Source organism: Vibrio owensii CAIM 1854 = LMG 25443 (assembly GCF_000817815.1).
Classification (GTDB): Bacteria; Pseudomonadota; Gammaproteobacteria; order Enterobacterales; family Vibrionaceae; genus Vibrio; species Vibrio owensii.
In genome coordinates this window covers 40572-56408 of sequence record NZ_JPRD01000007.1, presented here as the reverse complement: position 1 = coordinate 56408, position 15837 = coordinate 40572, and the positions used below count along the sequence as shown (strand labels likewise).

Sequence of the window (15837 nt, the reverse complement as noted above, 5' to 3'; positions counted from 1 at the left end):
TCCCAATTAACGTTGAGATACTTTTTGGATAGCGTCAGCAACGTAAGGAATATGAGTCTCGGTTAAACCAGCGATGTTGATACGACCATCACCGACACCATAAATGCCATAATCTTCACGCAGTTGCGCCATTTGGTTTTCACTAAAGCCTAGCACAGTAAACATGCCTTTGTGGCTCTCAATGAAATCAAATTGATCTGTATTATGGTTGTTTCTCAATTCGTTACACAAAGTTTGACGAAGGTTTAGCAAGCGTTGCTGCATTTCGTTCAATTCTTGTTTCCAAACGGAAGTAAGATTTGCATCTTGAAGAATGGTTTTCACTAATGCTGCACCGTGATCTGGCGGCATAGTGTATGTTGAACGCGCTAACGTAAGCAGTTTGCCTTTCGCATTCGCCACATCTTTTGCATTTTTACCGATTACAATCGCTGCACCAGTACGCTCTCGGTACAGGCCAAAGTTCTTCGAACATGAAGTTGTGATAAGCATCTCTTCAACATTGTCGGCCATAAAACGAAGACCTTTTGCGTCTTCTTCTAGACCGTCACCAAAACCTTGGTAAGCAATATCTACAAACGGAGTAAAACCGTTCTTTTGCGAAAGCTCTGTAATCGCTTGCCATGCAGAGAAGTCGATGTCTGCACCCGTTGGGTTGTGGCAGCAACCATGAAGAAGAACCACGTCAGAAGGACCAGCTTTAGAAAGGTCTTCTAGCATTTTTGCAGTATCAACTTGCTTGGTTTCTGGAGAGAAGTAATGGTAGAACTTTACTTTAAGCCCAGCCGCTTCCATCACTGGCTTGTGGTTTACGTAGCTTGGGTTTGAAATCCAAACCGTTGTATCTGGTTGTGCAACCTTCATTAGGTCACCCAGCATACGCAACGCACCACTCGCACCAGGCGTTTGAATCGCAGCCACGCGATCTGTTGCTGACGTGCCAGTCAGAAGCAAATCGATCATGCTTTGGTTGAATTCTTCACAGCCAGCAAGGCCAACGTAAGACTTGGTCTTCTGGTTTTCGACAACCACTTCTTGTGCCATTTGAATGGCTTTCATGATTGGCGTTTCACCAGCGCTGTTTTTGTATACGCCAATACCAAGGTCAACCTTGTTTGGACGTTCGTCGCCGCGATATGCGACGGAAAGAGACAAAATGGGATCTAATACGGGAGTTGGTAGATTAGAAAACATGAAAGTCATAACCCTTTGAAATTCAAGTATCGAACCTCACGGTAACACTTTCGCTAACAATGGCGAAATGATTTTTTACTCATTTCGCCAATTAGAGTACAAAATTCTGGTGACTGCGGAATTTTATGAACTCAATCGGTCACAAAAAGAACGATTCACTCATCGTAATTGATATCGAGTTTGCCATTTTTTCTGAACTCACGAGGGGTCATTGACGACCATGCCTTGAACCGAGTACTAAAGTTTGCCCCAGTTGGATAACCAACTATTTCACCAATATGTTGAATGGACCACTCAGTCGACCTCAGTAAACGGGCTGCGTATTCCATTCGCATACGAGTTAAGTGTGCCATTGGGCTTCGACCAAACTGCTGTTGCGTCAGGCGATGTAAGTGAGGCTCCGAACAAGGATAAAGTGCGGCAAGTTGCTCTACTGTCCAATCTTTATGGAGCTGTCGTTGAACCAAATCGAATACACGACGCAGTTTTAATTGGTTTCTCGAAAGGGCGTCAGAGTTCGGCATGTTTAACATAAGCTCTAGCTGAGCAACGCTATGCGCCCCTACTTCACCACCATAATCTATAGGCAAATTGATACTGCGTAATAGGGTTTGAATACACGAATACATCACCTCTGGCGCAGGGGTTAGTTGATAGTCGATATCGTCATTCACCATTTCCCACTCTTTATATTGGGAAAGAAACACCCATGCGATTTGCCATGTTTCGTCTTCCATCCCAAAGCCATTTTCAATGCCTGCTGGCACGATCACTAACGACCCTGGCTCAAGTTCATAACGACAAGCTCCGCTCTCTAACCAGCCTTTTCCACGAACCGTATACAGCAACATGTGTTTCTTCTGGTTTTTGCGATAAACCGAAAAGAAATCTCGGCAAGTCGCTATGCCGCATTGGACGATCCCTCTTTCTTCGAGGGCAAGTACTCGAGTGTGATCGACAAATTCTTGATAGGTCTTATCTGAAATAGCGTAGCGTTCTTGTTTTTCTTCCATGGGACGACAACTCACAAATGCACTCAAGGCAAACGCGTTTTATCAAAGCATCGATAAAGACTGGATAGTTTGACAAAACTTTTGGATGTCTTTGAAAAATACACCGCCAAATCATACGGATAAACTACTCGCATTGTTCTTAGAGGAGAAATGCGATGCTCTTAACACGTCAATACATAGACAAAGCATTTTGGAAAAAACTGATTGCGATCGGTGTACCTGTGTCACTGCAATCCATGCTGTTTTCGTTACTCGGTGCCATCGATATTTTTATGGTGAGTCAGTTAGGTGAGTCTGCGACAGCAGCGGTTGGCGTTGGTAACCGAATCTTTTTCTTTAATCTCGCCGTGGTGTTTGGGTTGTGTGGTGCAGTAACAGTTTTAGCCTCTCAATATTATGGCTCTGGAAACCTCTCTGGCATACGCAGAACGTTAGCGCAATCTTGGTTTATTTCGCTGGTAGTGACTTTGCCATTCATCTGGCTGTATGTGGTTTATGACAAAGAAATCGTCTCTTTTATGGCGGACGATCCTGAGTATGTTGGCTATGCGAGAGAATACTTAGTCGTCACAGGTTTGAGTTTGATAGGCACAGCAGTTGTCGTTCCTATTGAGTCGGTGTTGAGATCCGTCGGTGAGGCAAAGATGCCGACTTACGTCAGTATTGCCGCTATCGTCGTGAACGTTTTCCTCAATGCGGTTTTGATCTTTGGCTTACTCGGTTTTCCGCAATGGGGTGTATTTGGGGCTGCAGTCGGTACTTTTATTTCGCGCTTTTTCCAAACTACGGTGCTGGTTTACTTCTTTTGCCGTCGGTATTCACATTTGCTCCCTACTCTTTCAGATTGGCGTGAAGGCACAGTGAAGAAGTATCGAAACAAATATTTCAAAGTTTCTATGCCAATGCTGATCCACGATGCGTTGTGGACTGGCGGCTTGATTGTCTACAGCATCATTTACGGCCAATTGGGCGTAACAGAACTGGCAATTATCTCGTTCCTATCACCAATTGAAGGTGTATTGATTTCAACCTTTATGGGATTCGCTGTTGCCGCTTCTGTACTGCTTGGGAATGACATTGGAGCCCAACAATATGACCGTGTAGAGAAAACTGCGTGGTGGTATGTATTAACGAGCGCAGTATTGGCAACCATTTTGTTCTTTGTCGTATGGATTTGCTCGCCTTTGATTTTGAATTTGTTAGAGATGAGCCCGCTCACAGACAAACAAATGGCGTTAAATGTATGTTTGGTACTCGCATTAGGCATGATACTGCGCGTGTTTAATATGGTTGGTATTGGGGGTGTATTAAAGAGTGGCGCTGATATTCGCTATAGCATTTTCATCGACACGTTTGGTCAATGGGCGATTGGTATACCGCTTACCTACTACACTGGAATGGTGTTAGGTTTACCACTGCATTGGGTGTTGATGTCTCTACTGGTCGAAGAATTAGTAAAAGGCATTCTAACGACTCACCGAATTCAGTCTAAGCGATGGATTAATAACATGGTTGATGATGACTCTAGTGTGACAGCGTAACTATAACGTTGTGCTATAGTTGTTGAGTCAAGCCTCACACCGAACGATTTCATCAATCAAAGCTTTAAAAGAACTCACACCAAAAGGGCACATTCGAAATATCCGAATGTGCCCTTTTTATATTGGCTTTTCTTGAGTTGGAACGCTTAAAGCTCAGTGAATCGATGGATAATTTGATTCGAGCTGCCTCGCCATTCAAGGTTGAGGTCTCGTTTATCTTGCTCGTATTTACCATCGATTAATGTGTCGATGTATTGCGTCACTTCACGCTGCGCATCGTCGAGCTCTTCAAGCGTGTAACCTGTCCAAACCCAAATATCTTTGCCTGGGCACTCTTCTCTTACGCGTTTTACAAGCTTAAGAATGTGCGGCACGTTAGCTGGATGCAAAGGATCACCACCAGACAGAGATAAACCACGGCGTTTGATACGCGTGTCGTTTAGGTCTGCAATGATTTTGTCTTCTGCTTCTTGCGTGAAAAACACACCAGAATCCAAGCGTTGCGTCGACTGGTTATAACAGCCGCGGCACTGGTGTACACAGCCCGACACAAACAGCGTGCAGCGTGTACCTGGTCCGTTAACAACGTCAATTGGATAGTATTGGTGGTAGTTCATAATCGTGCCTTGTTTTGCTGGCTAGAAAAGAAAATCAACCCACGACAGGTTGATTCTCATTATTGGGTTTGAGCTTAAGTGAACCTTACAGGTGCTTAACTCGACGCTTCACTTCTTCTTGCTTACCGAAGTTAAACGGACGTGCATCTGGACTGCCTAGGTAGCCACAAACACGACGTGTCACTGACACTTTGGTTGAGTCATGGTTGCCACAGCTTGGGCAAGTGAAGCCTTTACTTGTACAGTCAAATTCACCGTTGTAGCCACACTCGTAACACTCATCAATTGGCGTGTTTGTACCGTAGTAAGGTACGCGGGTGTAACTGTAGTCCCACACGTTTTCTAGTGCTTCAACGTTACGTTGCATGTTCGGGAACTCGCCGTAACAGATAAAGCCGCCGCTTGAGATTTCTGGGTAAGGCATCTCGAAGTCAATCTTGTCGTATGGGTTCACCTTCTTCTCAACATCTAAGTGGAAGCTGTTGGTGTAGTAACCTTTGTCTGTTACGCCTTCAATAACGCCGAACTCTTTCGCGTCGATACGGCAGAAGCGGCTACATAGGTTTTCACTCGGCGTTGCGTATAGGCTGAAACCGTAACCGGTATCTTCTGCCCAACCGTTTACTGTGTCTTTCAAGTGCTTGATGATTGCTACTGCTTTTTCACGCAGAACAGCATCATCATAAACGTGCGCTTCTGTACCGAATAGCGCATTGATTGTCTCGTGTACACCGATGTAACCAAGAGAAATAGACGCACGACCGTTCTTGAAGATATCTGCGATTGAGTCGTCAGCTTTCAGGCGAACACCACACGCACCTTCCATGTAAAGGATCGGAGCAACGCGTGCTTTCACGTTTTCTAGACGAGTGATACGTGTTTCTAGCGCTTTACGAGCAAGACGTAGACGGTCGTTTAGAAGCTCGTAGAATTTCTCTTCACTGCCGTTTGCACGGATAGCGATACGAGGAAGGTTCAAGCTCACTACGCCAAGGTTGTTACGACCTTCGTGAATCAACTCGCCGTTTTCTTCGTAAGTACCAAGGAAGCTACGACAGCCCATTGGCGTTTTGAATGAACCCGTTACTTCTACTACTTTGTCGTAGTTAAGAATGTCTGGGTACATACGCTTAGACGCACACTCAAGCGCAAGTTGCTTGATGTCGTAGTTTGGATCTTCTGATTTGTGGTTCAGACCATCTTTGATACCGAATACCAGTTTAGGGAATACCGCCGTTTTACGGTTCTTACCTAGACCTGCAATTCGGTTCTTCAGAATCGATTTCTGGATAAGGCGTGATGCCCAGCTAGTACCAAGACCAAAACCAAACGTAACGAATGGTGTTTGACCGTTCGCCGTGTGTAGCGTGTTTACTTCGTATTCTAGAGATTGGAACGCGTCGTAACACTCTTTCTCTGTGCGTGCTTTTGCGAACTCTTCTGGCTCAGCAATGTTCCACTCTTTTGCGATCTCTAGGTGTTTCTCGTAGCTTGTGATTACGTACGGTTCTAGAACTTCATCAATACGGTTGATGGTTGTGCCGCCGTAAATGTGGCTCGCTACCTGAGCAATGATCTGTGCCGTTACTGCAGTTGCCGTCGAAATTGATTTAGGCGTATCAATCTCAGCGTTACCCATTTTAAAGCCGTGCGTTAGCATGCCTTTAAGATCGATAAGCATACAGTTAAACATTGGGAAGAACGGAGCGTAATCCAAATCGTGGTAGTGAATGTCACCTACTTCGTGCGCTTGAACCACATCGCGAGGAAGGATGTGTGTCTTCGCGTAGTGTTTCGCTACGATACCAGCCAACAAGTCACGTTGAGTCGGGATTACTTTACCGTCTTTGTTCGCGTTCTCGTTGATTAGGTCTAGGTTGCTTTCTTCAATCAGACCTTCGATTTCGCGAGTTAGTGCGCTTTGCTTTTCACGAGCGATGTCGCGATCGTGGCGGTATTCGATGTAAGAACGTGCTAGGGCTTTGTAAGGACCTTGCATGAGTTCATTCTCGACTAAGTCTTGAATCTCATGGATGTGAACTTCATCGTGATCCTGAAGCTGTAACTCAACTGCCAGAGCAACATTTAGTGCATAAATGGCGACATCTTTGTCCTTGTTTTCCGCTGCTGCTTCTACTGCTGCTTGAATACGATCCCTGTTGAACGGAGCTCTTGAGCCGTCACGCTTGATTACGATTGGTTTCACTTTTTCTCCTTACCCCAAAATACTCACAGACTTATCCACAAATACACTATATGGGGTTATTTCTTATTCTGATGACACAATATATTGTGGCGTATTTAACGAGAAGCACCAATTGAAAACATTGATTTTGATCAATAAAAAATGGGTAGCGAACAAGAACAAATCGATCTTATTGGCGTTGATCTCAGTTGCGAAGAAAACTGTGAAAATTGCAAAATTGGAGCGAAATCCACTTGCTTTTTTTCGAGGTCTTATAGGATAAAGGATGGAAAGGAATGCGCTAAATAATAGGAGTGCAACAGACCAAAATGCGATCACTTTTTGTTACGACGATATTACTTTTTAGTTCTCTTTCATTCGCTCAAAATTCCATCAACTTAACCAGTTGGAATATTGAATGGTTATCTATAGATGGTGGAAAAGTTTCGAGAACACCACAAGATTTTGAAAAACTGACCCACTATGTGGATAAAACACAAGCCGACATTCTTGCTTTTCAAGAAGTCGAAAGTGCTGCTGCCATCCAAAAAGCCGTTGGCAATGACTTCACTATTTATCTGTCTGATCGTGCGGACGCTTCTAATCGACATCTTCAGTTCAACGATACCAATCAATACACAGGTTTCGCGGTGCGTAATGGCGTAAACGTATTAGACAAACCAGACTTTTCTATCACACGAGGCAGCAGCAAGCTCCGCTTCGCCAGCTACCTTGTTTTGAATCCAAACCAAGACAACGAGACTCACCTACTCTCTGTGCATCTAAAAGCGGGTTGCAGTGGCGCATATCGCAATAACCGAGACTGTAAGATATTGAAACAACAAGGACAGGCACTAGCTAAGTGGATAAAAGCGCGCGAAGACAACAAACAACAATATGTGGTGCTTGGCGACTTTAATCACAATTTGGGGTATCGAGGAGATTGGTTATGGGAAGTGCTATCGGACAATACCGATGCTAAGTTAGTGACCAAAAATACCAACGCGGAATGTAAAGTGCGTTCTAATCGTAATCCGAATAAAACCCACCAATTCCGCTCGGTGATAGACCACATTATTGTGAGTGGTGATTTAAAGGCGTCGTCTGGTGTTCAAACCATTTTCAAAACACAAGATGTGCTCGACTACAAACTGAGTGATCATTGCCCGGTATCTACGATGCTCTCTTTTTATTAGCCACGAACCACTCTTTTAGCGGTGAATGACCCAACCAACATTGCCGCTATAAAGAGCAGAACTTGTACGTTGCCAGTAAAAAGGCTGGCAACCGCAGGACCAGGACACACACCCAATAAGCCCCAACCAATACCAAACAGTGCTGCACCACCAACTAGCTTTTTGTCTATCGTGTTAGAAGTCGGACAGACAATCTCATCACCAAACACAGATTTGCTTCTTGGCTTTATTAATAAAAGATAAGCAGGAATGAACACCGCAAGTGCTCCGCCCATAACGAAGGCTAAGCTTGGGTCCCATGAACCGGTAATATCGAGAAAGCCGATAACTTTGGCCGGATCAGCCATACCGGAAATCACCATACCAATACCAAAAAGCACACCAGAAAATGCAACGATGGAAATTTGCTTAATACTTTTCATTACGTGGGTTTTCATTACGACACTATTCCTTACGAGACTAGCAAGACGGTTAACATGGCTGTTGCCATAAAAGTACACGTCGCGACAACAGAACGGACAGAGAAACGCCCCATTCCGCAAATACCATGACCACTTGTACAACCATTACCAATACGTGTACCGACTCCGACAAGCAAACCAGCGACGACAACCAAACCAAGAGAACCGCTGTACTCAGTTGGTACGTGTCCGCCAAGGGCATAAACAGCAAACACACCGCCTAATGCCATCGCAATTAAGAACACAATTCGCCAAACGCGATCTGTATTCTCAACAGCGCCATTTAATATCCCGCTGATTCCCGCTGTCTTACCAGTGAAGAGCATCAATGTTACCGCTGATGCGCCAACCATTACGCCGCCCAAAAGCGACATCCAAGGAACTTCAAACATAACAATCACCCGTATAAAGTTTTGAATTATTGCTTACAGAAAACTTGGTTAAACGCTTCGATCAGCGGAGCGACTCTCCCATCAGAAATCGAATAAAACACCTGCTGAGACACCTTTCGAGCTTTGATGATGTCGTGTTTTCTCAATACGGTGAGGTGTTGTGAAAAGGCTGATTGGCTTAATGTTGAGCCTTCAAACAGTTCACCGACCCCTTTTTCACCTTCAATTAGCTTGCACATCACGATTAAGCGCTCCGGATGAGCCATAATTTTAAGTAGCTCACTCGCTTCGGTCGCGCTTTGTAGCATACTGTCGCCCATTCTTATGCCCCTTCATCAATACGTTAAGTTTTATTAGATATTACTAATTAATATTATTAAGTCAATGCTAATGTAGTTAAATTAACATTAGACATGGCTAATTTATTTGAGTAAGGTGTAGGCGTTTTCGATCATTCAGTAGGAGAAATCCATGAGCAAAATCGTGATTATTGGTGGTGTTGCTGGCGGTGCATCTGCAGCAGCTCGCGCTCGTCGTCTTAGTGAAGACGCAGAAATCATTATGTTTGAACGCGGTCCATTTGTGTCATTTGCAAACTGTGGCTTGCCGTACCACATTGGTGGCGATATCCAAGAACGCAGCAAACTGCTTCTTCAAACGCCTGAGAGCTTCTTAGCGCGTTTCAATGTTGATGTTCGTGTGATGAACGAAGTGGTTTCAATTAACCGCCAAGATAAAACGGTTACGGTTAAGAATCTACTTGATGGCTCTGAATACCAAGAGAGCTACGACTTTCTTCTACTTAGCCCTGGTGCAGGTCCAGTAGTGCCGCCTATTCCGGGTATTGATAACCCGTTAACGCACTCGCTGCGCAATATTCCAGATATGGATCGCATCATTAAGACGATCGAAACCAACAAAGTTGAACACGCTACGGTCGTTGGCGGTGGTTTTATCGGTTTGGAAATGATGGAAGCCTTCCACCAGCTTGGCGTAAAAACCACATTGGTTGAAATGGCGGATCAAGTGATGACGCCCGTTGACCGAGAAATGGCTGGTTTTGCTCATGCTGAAATCCGAGAGAAAGGTATCGACCTACGTTTAGGCGTTGCTCTATCTTCTGTTGAATATGTGGCGAACCAATCTATCGCGAACACTGAAGCGGGTGAAGATGACACGCACCAACACCTTCAAGGAAAGCTGACACTGTCTCTAAACAATGGTGATCAACTTGATACCGATATCCTGATCATGGCGATCGGTGTTCGCCCTGAGACAAAACTCGCACAAGAAGCCGGTCTTCAAATTGGTGCTCTAGGCGGTATTTACACCAACGAGTACATGCAGAGCAGCGATCCTTCTATTTATGCCGTTGGTGATGCGGTTGAAGAGAAAGACTTTGTCACTGGCGAACAAACACTTGTTCCGTTGGCAGGTCCGGCAAACCGTCAAGGTCGTATGGCAGCAGACAACATGCTTGGTCGCCAAGAAACTTATCAAGGTACACAAGGTACGGCGATCTGTAAGATCTTTGATTTAGCCGTCGCTTCTACTGGTAAAAACGAGAAGCAGCTTAAACGTGAAAACATCGCTTATGAAAAAGTGTATGTCCACACAGCAAGCCACGCGAGCTACTACCCTGGCGCAGAAACTGTGTCGTTCAAAATGTTGTTTGATCCAGCAACCGGAAAGATTTTAGGTGCACAAGCAGTAGGTAAAGATGGCGTTGATAAACGCATCGACGTAATGGCAGTTGCTCAGCGTGCAAGTATGACGGTAGAACAACTGCAACACCTTGAACTCACTTACGCGCCACCGTATGGCTCAGCGAAAGATGTGATTAACCAAGCGGCGTTCGTTGCGAACAACATCATTAAAGGCGACGCAACAGCAATTCATTTTGATGAGATTGACAACCTTTCAGAAAACCAAGTTCTGCTCGATGTTCGTAATCCGGGAGAATTGGAATCTGTAGGCTTCATTGAAGGCGCGATCAATATTCCTGTAGACCAACTTCGCCAACGTATGAATGAACTGCCGAAAGACAAAGAGATCGTGATTTACTGTCAGGTCGGTTTGCGCGGTAATGTCGCCTATCGTCAACTGGTCAACTCAGGGTTTAAAGCGCGTAACCTGCTTGGCGGTTACCGTACTTACAAGTTCGCAAAAGCTTAATCTCTGATTCTAAAAATCTAAGGTTTAGGGCTGAAAATAAAAAAGGGGCACGTAATGTGCCCCTTTCTACATTTCGGATTCAACTAATTGAATAATCTTGGTCGCTTTTTCGAAGTGATCGAGTTGATGAGTTTGAATCCACCAAGTCGCCGCTTCCATCAATAACTCAGGATTATCATTCTTATTAGCGAAAAAGGCATAAAAGGACACGCCAACATTGTCGCCTTTCTGCTCTATTTTCTTCTTACACACCTGAATGATTTTGTCTCTTAACGCGATGTTCATTGCCTTTCCCTTTCTCTTTGCGATAGCAAAATTAACCCAAAACAAGAATAACTGTATTTATATACAGTTATTCTTGGTAAGGCAAATAAACATAATCATCTAGATGAATATTCTCGCACGAAGACCTAATACCCAAGTGCTGCTTTTGTTCGAAAATGCTGGGTCTTTGATGTACTGAATATCCGGTGTGATTTGAATGTAATCATTCAACTGCATGTTGTAGTAAAGCTCGGCAGTGAACTGTTCAGAGTCATCTACACCATAAGCGTGCTCTAGGTTATCGTTAACATGGCTCCAGTTAACTGCGAAGCCTAGGTTGTTGGTTGGCTTACCTAAACCAAAGTAACCAATCCCCACCGTTAGGGAGCGATCATAAAGCGCGACATCACCTTCCGAAAAGCCGCCGCGAACAAATGGCATCAATTGCTCTGTAGCAAAATAACTTGCTGAAAAGTTAATACCCTGCCCGCTGTCTTTATTCGTTAGGTTGTGTTGCGTGTCGCCATCCAAATGCCAAGCGGTTAGGTGAACATTATCGGTATAGATTTGGTCTTGTGAGGCCGTCCAACCCAACTCGAACGTAGTAAACAGTTTATGATCGTTGAATAAGGTATCGAAGCCATCAAATGGCTCATCTGAACGCCCTTTACCATCTGCGACGCCTGCAACCATATAAAAGTTATCAGTCAGCATGTGACCGACGGCTAAGCCTAGAATCCCATCATCCGGTAGACCAATCGAGCCTCCACCAGTGCTGAATGCAAGGTTAGTAAATCCGGTCCAAGGGCTTGCTAATGCATAGGCATCGACGTAGTCAGTAGTATCTAGGAAACCCACCATGAAGGAAGTTTTGCCACCGTTGAGCTTTTGCTTCCAATATAGGTTGGTTAGACGAGCCCCTTGATCACTGTATGCTGGACCAATCATCCCTGCGTAACCTAACCCATTACCGATAAAGCTAAATTCTTTCGGTGACAAATCGCTATAAGCATGTCGGTGTTCGACTTTCCAAACCAATCCGCCCGTATTGCCAGATTCAAGCCCAACAAGATTCCAACTACCATAAAAGCGAGCAACACCAGCGCTTGCTGTATCTTCACCACCACTTTGAGGGTCTGAGGCAGTTAGACCAAGGAATTGATAGTCCAGACCGAAAGTAACATTGTGTTCCTCAGCTAATGACTCACGCCATGAGCGTTTTTCTCGAGCATTTTCTGCAATAGTATTGTCCACCGTATCAGGGCTACCAAAGTTCGCCGCGTTAACCGATGATGCCATTACAAGTGAAAGAGCGATAAAACTAAGCTTTGGAACAGTTACTTTCATGTCTGGGTTCTCATTAAATTGATTTCTAGAAAGAGATTTTAATGATTCAGAGTTTTGAAAATTGCCATTAAGCGACAGCTCACTGCTTTTATGTATTTTCGATATGTACTCTTATCGATAAGGTCGGATAGAAACCTCATCCATTTGGTAGATAGTTTCTACGTTCGCAGCACCATCAGAGTATGAAACGTCTGCTTTGGTCTTTTTCACATGCAGATCCCCTTTCACCCAAATTGGTTCGTAAAGAGAAGTCAGTTTCAAACCTTTTGGATAATCAACCAATACAATCTGGTTTGCAGGTGGCGGAGGTGTATGGATACATGCGCCCATGGTTGGAACAAGGAAGAATTTTGTGACAACGTCATTGTTAAATTCTACTGGCGTAACAAAGCCAGGAATTTCATAAGTTTCCTCTGTTAGCGTTGTGTTTGGCATTGATGCCAACATACGACGATGTTCAGTAATTTCGTTGCGCTTTTTGAACAACCACTCAATGTCTAAGTCGTCAGCTTTTAAACTGTCTTCCAATTCTTTCATGGTTTGCTTTTGCTGCTCATTAAGATTTTGAGAATCGCGATATCTTGCAAGAGAGCCCAGTTCAAAAAGTTGTTGGTCTGTGAGTTTTACAAATGGGTCTTCAATCTGAGGAACATTCACCGGCAGCAATTGCTCCCAGCTTAATTGATCGGCGGATACATTTGATGAAGCCAGCAAAACTAAGCCAGCCAATAGGTACTTCTTCATACGTTCCCTTGAATAGTTCTTTGTCTTTTAGAGAAAAATTTGGGGACAACGTATGTCCCCAAACTGATTGCAGAGTTTACTACAAGGTGTTCTTGTGGATCTTGCCGTCTTTCATAATTACTTTGAATTTATCTTGGTAATCGTTAAGAACTGTGATGTCCTCCAGAGGATTTCCGTCCACCAGCACCACATCAGCATACGCGCCAGGCTCTACGACACCCAATTTGCCGTATTTATATGGATTCATACCACCCGACCAACTAAGCACTTCTGCTGCGTTTGATGTACCCATCTTCATGATTTGATACGGGGTAAATCCGACTTTCTCCATCCAAACCATATTGTCTGCTTGGCGTGTATTGTAAGCCGGACCAAACATATCGCCGCCGGTCACAATCAACAGGTCGTATTTACGCGCCCACTCAAACATCTGTTTTGCGCCTTCGTTTACTTTGGTCGCTTTGGCTTTTTGATCTGGACTAAAGAAGGTGATCTTTTCTGGTTCTGCAAAGGCTTCGAGAGACATCACCGCTTGCGCAGAAAGTGCCACACCCTTCTCTTTCATTCGCTTGATGGTTTCCTCAGAGATAAGGAAGTTATGCTCGATAACTTTCACTCCAGCATCAATGGCACGATTAACCGAACGGTCATGATAGGCGTGTGCCATGACATAAGTGCCATAATCTTCCGCTACACCCACAATCGCTTCCATTTCTTCTTTGGAGAATTGCGTCATATGGATTGGGTCAAACTCACTTGCAACACCGCCGCCAGCCATGATCTTGATTTGAGTTGCCCCAGAACGTAGGTTCTGACGCGCAGCACGACGAGCCTCTGTTTCACCATCGACGATATAGCCAAAGCCGTGACGTTCGAGATCGTCAACGCGTCCTGGTACATCATTGAAGCTGCCGGTATCTGCGTGACCACCGGTTTGACTCAAGAAACCGCCCGCAGGGAATAGTCGCGGGCCTTCTAGCAAACCATTGTTGATGGCTTTTGCCATACCAAGAATGTTACAGCCAGCGTCACGAGCTGTGGTAAAACCTTGGTCGAGGTACTGCATCATGGAAACGTGGGCACGAGCCCCCATTGCCATTTGATCGTAACCATCTCGACCTACCAACATGCCTTCCTGAATACACATGTGGGAATGCATGTCGATCAAACCAGGAATCATGGTTAAGCCTTCACCGTTAATCGTCGTGGTTTGCTTGTCGGTTTTTATCGGTTTAGCCGAAATCTCTTTGATTAAGTTATCGACAACCAATACGTTCTGGTTTTGCAGTAGCTTTTCATCCGTGCCATTAAAAACATCGACGTTGGTAAACAGCGTTGAGGCTGCATTGGCATTGAGGGCGAACGCACAAGATAGCGCAACTAAAGAAAGGTTCTTCTTAGAAATTGTCATTATTACACCTATGTTTTTGGATAGTTGGGGTCCATTTCCTATAACCTCCCTGTTTAAACAGCGGCGTTATGAGGGCGTCTATTTCAGTGATCACCAAAAACAACTGATCAGATAAAAATACATATAAAACAGACGACTTACGTTAAAAACATAGAAGTCATAATGACGACTTTCAAGGTGGTTTAATTGCCTTTACACGACAACATGCGGATATTGTTATAGAAATGTGAGTTGAGACGAAAACCTCCGATTATTCAGAGGTTTTATGTGTAACTCATTATGACAAAGACTGACGGTACGCTTTAGGTGTCATGTTCATCATTCGCTTAAACGCACGGGTGAAATGAGCAGAATCGGAGTAACCTGTTTTGAGCGCAATATGCGTGATACTTAGGTCTCGGTCAGCTAGTAGGTCTAACGTTTGTTTAAGCACCAAGCCTTCGATCACTTCTCTATACGTCGTATCCTCATTTGCTAGCCGCCTTTGTATGGTGCGAGCATTCATGTCAATCAGTTCGCCAGCAAACTGGATAGAGATCTTACCCATCGAGAGATAAGGCGTCAGCGCCCTTGCTAATGCGTCACTGAACTTATCATCCTCACCCCGAAAACTTGTACTTGGCGATGTTTGGGATGGCGTGAAAGCAATCGGCTGATTAATCCATTCATTAGGGATTGAGATTGCAGTAACTGGTCTACCTGTAAAGAACTGTGCGCTCTTCATACCCGGCAACAGATTGAAAGGCTCGGCTTCTACATCTTGAATCCCGACTTCTGCCAATCGCCATTGGGGGCCAACAAGCTTTTTGAGCAACTCATTCATGAACATCGCGGAGAACATTTCTGCGTAGCGGAACCATTCTCTTTCTGCGTTCTGTTTTTCTCTGACCAGCCACCATTTCCCGCCGCGTGATTGAACAGAAATACTGACATTATCGGAGATTTGTTTAAGCAGTTGGGATACATCTTCTAGGGCTGCTTTTAGCGAGTGAGTTTGAGTTATTTGATTCGCAAATCTAGGTACGTAAATGTCGTGACAAAGCGTCCAAGTAAGCAAGGCAAACTTCTCTGGTGATGCGCGTTCACCTAACGTTTGGAAGACGGCTTTTAGCGCGCTCTCGGGAACAAACGCGTCAAGGGATTGGTTAGACAAGATATCCTGTGGCATTCGGGCGGATTCAAGTAACGAGTGAATATCTCCATCAAGCTCATTGAGCATAGTGGCAAAAAGCTTTACTTCTTCCGAGTGAACCAAAGGAATATCTGTATTGGGCATGCAAGCTATCATCTTAAAATA

General features: G+C 44.5%; 15 protein-coding genes. 3 read left to right on the top strand and 12 right to left on the bottom strand.

Annotated features, from left to right (window positions below):
* Positions 1-6: 6 nt before the first annotated feature.
* Complete coding sequence (locus tag H735_RS03265; RefSeq protein WP_027726762.1) at positions 7-1194, bottom strand: amino acid aminotransferase; 1188 nt, start codon at positions 1192-1194, stop codon at positions 7-9.
* 155 nt (positions 1195-1349) lie between these two features.
* Positions 1350-2207: an AraC family transcriptional regulator gene (locus tag H735_RS03260; protein ID WP_020196875.1), complete on the bottom strand. Its 858-nt coding sequence runs from the start codon at positions 2205-2207 to the stop codon at positions 1350-1352.
* Positions 2208-2362: 155 nt separating this feature from the next.
* Here H735_RS03260 and H735_RS03255 point away from each other — a divergent pair, with 155 nt between their 5' ends.
* Positions 2363-3748 (top strand): MATE family efflux transporter, encoded by a 1386-nt coding sequence (locus H735_RS03255; RefSeq protein WP_020196874.1) that lies wholly within the window; start codon positions 2363-2365, stop codon positions 3746-3748.
* A 146-nt stretch (positions 3749-3894) separates the two neighbouring features.
* On the opposite strand, the gene nrdG is transcribed toward H735_RS03255, so the two are convergent.
* Both nrdG and nrdD read right to left on the bottom strand, forming a co-directional pair.
* On the bottom strand, positions 3895-4365 hold the full coding sequence (nrdG, locus tag H735_RS03250) for an anaerobic ribonucleoside-triphosphate reductase-activating protein (protein WP_005435220.1): 471 nt from the start codon (positions 4363-4365) through the stop codon (positions 3895-3897).
* A gap of 85 nt (positions 4366-4450) precedes the next feature.
* Entirely contained in the window at positions 4451-6571 is a 2121-nt protein-coding gene (nrdD, locus tag H735_RS03245) for an anaerobic ribonucleoside-triphosphate reductase (protein ID WP_005435223.1), read from the bottom strand.
* 308 nt (positions 6572-6879) lie between these two features.
* Here nrdD and H735_RS03240 point away from each other — a divergent pair, with 308 nt between their 5' ends.
* The gene (locus tag H735_RS03240) at positions 6880-7746 is read left to right on the top strand and encodes an endonuclease/exonuclease/phosphatase family protein (RefSeq protein ID WP_020196873.1); all 867 of its coding nucleotides are present in this window, start codon (positions 6880-6882) and stop codon (positions 7744-7746) included.
* On the opposite strand, the gene H735_RS03235 is transcribed toward H735_RS03240, so the two are convergent.
* Genes H735_RS03235 through H735_RS03225 form a run of 3 tightly spaced genes read right to left on the bottom strand, consistent with a single transcriptional unit; the run spans position 7743 to position 8919 of the window.
* Positions 7743-8183, bottom strand: coding sequence for a YeeE/YedE family protein (locus H735_RS03235; RefSeq protein ID WP_020196872.1), 441 nt, complete (start codon positions 8181-8183; stop codon positions 7743-7745). The genes H735_RS03240 and H735_RS03235 overlap by 4 nt on opposite strands.
* A gap of 14 nt (positions 8184-8197) precedes the next feature.
* Positions 8198-8599 carry a YeeE/YedE family protein gene (locus H735_RS03230; RefSeq protein ID WP_020196871.1) on the bottom strand — a complete coding sequence of 134 codons (402 nt, stop codon included), beginning with the start codon at positions 8597-8599 and terminating at the stop codon, positions 8198-8200.
* Positions 8600-8625: 26 nt separating this feature from the next.
* Positions 8626-8919 (bottom strand): ArsR/SmtB family transcription factor, encoded by a 294-nt coding sequence (locus H735_RS03225; protein ID WP_005435229.1) that lies wholly within the window; start codon positions 8917-8919, stop codon positions 8626-8628.
* Between the two features lie 151 nt (positions 8920-9070).
* Here H735_RS03225 and H735_RS03220 point away from each other — a divergent pair, with 151 nt between their 5' ends.
* Complete coding sequence (locus tag H735_RS03220) at positions 9071-10774, top strand: FAD-dependent oxidoreductase (protein ID WP_020196870.1); 1704 nt, start codon at positions 9071-9073, stop codon at positions 10772-10774.
* A 66-nt stretch (positions 10775-10840) separates the two neighbouring features.
* Here the strand turns inward: H735_RS03220 and H735_RS03215 are convergent, their stop codons facing one another.
* The 5 genes from H735_RS03215 to H735_RS03195 all read right to left on the bottom strand — a co-directional run bounded on the left by H735_RS03215 (position 10841) and on the right by H735_RS03195 (position 15816).
* Complete coding sequence (locus H735_RS03215; RefSeq protein ID WP_005446898.1) at positions 10841-11059, bottom strand: DUF6500 family protein; 219 nt, start codon at positions 11057-11059, stop codon at positions 10841-10843.
* A 99-nt stretch (positions 11060-11158) separates the two neighbouring features.
* Positions 11159-12385, bottom strand: coding sequence for a carbohydrate porin (locus H735_RS03210; protein ID WP_020196869.1), 1227 nt, complete (start codon positions 12383-12385; stop codon positions 11159-11161).
* A gap of 111 nt (positions 12386-12496) precedes the next feature.
* A complete protein-coding gene (locus tag H735_RS03205) occupies positions 12497-13129 on the bottom strand; it encodes a DUF3299 domain-containing protein (protein WP_009705370.1) in 633 nt (210 codons plus the stop codon).
* 79 nt (positions 13130-13208) lie between these two features.
* Positions 13209-14540: a metal-dependent hydrolase family protein gene (locus H735_RS03200; RefSeq protein WP_020196868.1), complete on the bottom strand. Its 1332-nt coding sequence runs from the start codon at positions 14538-14540 to the stop codon at positions 13209-13211.
* Between the two features lie 277 nt (positions 14541-14817).
* Positions 14818-15816: an AraC family transcriptional regulator gene (locus H735_RS03195; protein WP_027726761.1), complete on the bottom strand. Its 999-nt coding sequence runs from the start codon at positions 15814-15816 to the stop codon at positions 14818-14820.
* Between the last annotated feature and the right edge of the window lie 21 nt (positions 15817-15837).

Excerpts from the sequence above, each read along its gene's own strand:
- H735_RS03265 (WP_027726762.1), bottom strand. The coding sequence starts at position 1,194 with ATGTTTTCTAATCTACCAACTCCCGTATTAGATCCCATTTTGTCTCTT.
- H735_RS03260 (WP_020196875.1), bottom strand. The coding sequence starts at position 2,207 with ATGGAAGAAAAACAAGAACGCTACGCTATTTCAGATAAGACCTATCAA.
- H735_RS03255 (WP_020196874.1), top strand. The coding sequence starts at position 2,363 with ATGCTCTTAACACGTCAATACATAGACAAAGCATTTTGGAAAAAACTG.
- nrdG (WP_005435220.1), bottom strand. The coding sequence starts at position 4,365 with ATGAACTACCACCAATACTATCCAATTGACGTTGTTAACGGACCAGGT.
- H735_RS03240 (WP_020196873.1), top strand. The coding sequence starts at position 6,880 with ATGCGATCACTTTTTGTTACGACGATATTACTTTTTAGTTCTCTTTCA.
- H735_RS03235 (WP_020196872.1), bottom strand. The coding sequence starts at position 8,183 with ATGAAAACCCACGTAATGAAAAGTATTAAGCAAATTTCCATCGTTGCA.
- H735_RS03230 (WP_020196871.1), bottom strand. The coding sequence starts at position 8,599 with ATGTTTGAAGTTCCTTGGATGTCGCTTTTGGGCGGCGTAATGGTTGGC.
- H735_RS03225 (WP_005435229.1), bottom strand. The coding sequence starts at position 8,919 with ATGGGCGACAGTATGCTACAAAGCGCGACCGAAGCGAGTGAGCTACTT.
- H735_RS03220 (WP_020196870.1), top strand. The coding sequence starts at position 9,071 with ATGAGCAAAATCGTGATTATTGGTGGTGTTGCTGGCGGTGCATCTGCA.
- H735_RS03215 (WP_005446898.1), bottom strand. The coding sequence starts at position 11,059 with ATGAACATCGCGTTAAGAGACAAAATCATTCAGGTGTGTAAGAAGAAA.
- H735_RS03210 (WP_020196869.1), bottom strand. The coding sequence starts at position 12,385 with ATGAAAGTAACTGTTCCAAAGCTTAGTTTTATCGCTCTTTCACTTGTA.
- H735_RS03205 (WP_009705370.1), bottom strand. The coding sequence starts at position 13,129 with ATGAAGAAGTACCTATTGGCTGGCTTAGTTTTGCTGGCTTCATCAAAT.
- H735_RS03200 (WP_020196868.1), bottom strand. The coding sequence starts at position 14,540 with ATGACAATTTCTAAGAAGAACCTTTCTTTAGTTGCGCTATCTTGTGCG.
- H735_RS03195 (WP_027726761.1), bottom strand. The coding sequence starts at position 15,816 with ATGCCCAATACAGATATTCCTTTGGTTCACTCGGAAGAAGTAAAGCTT.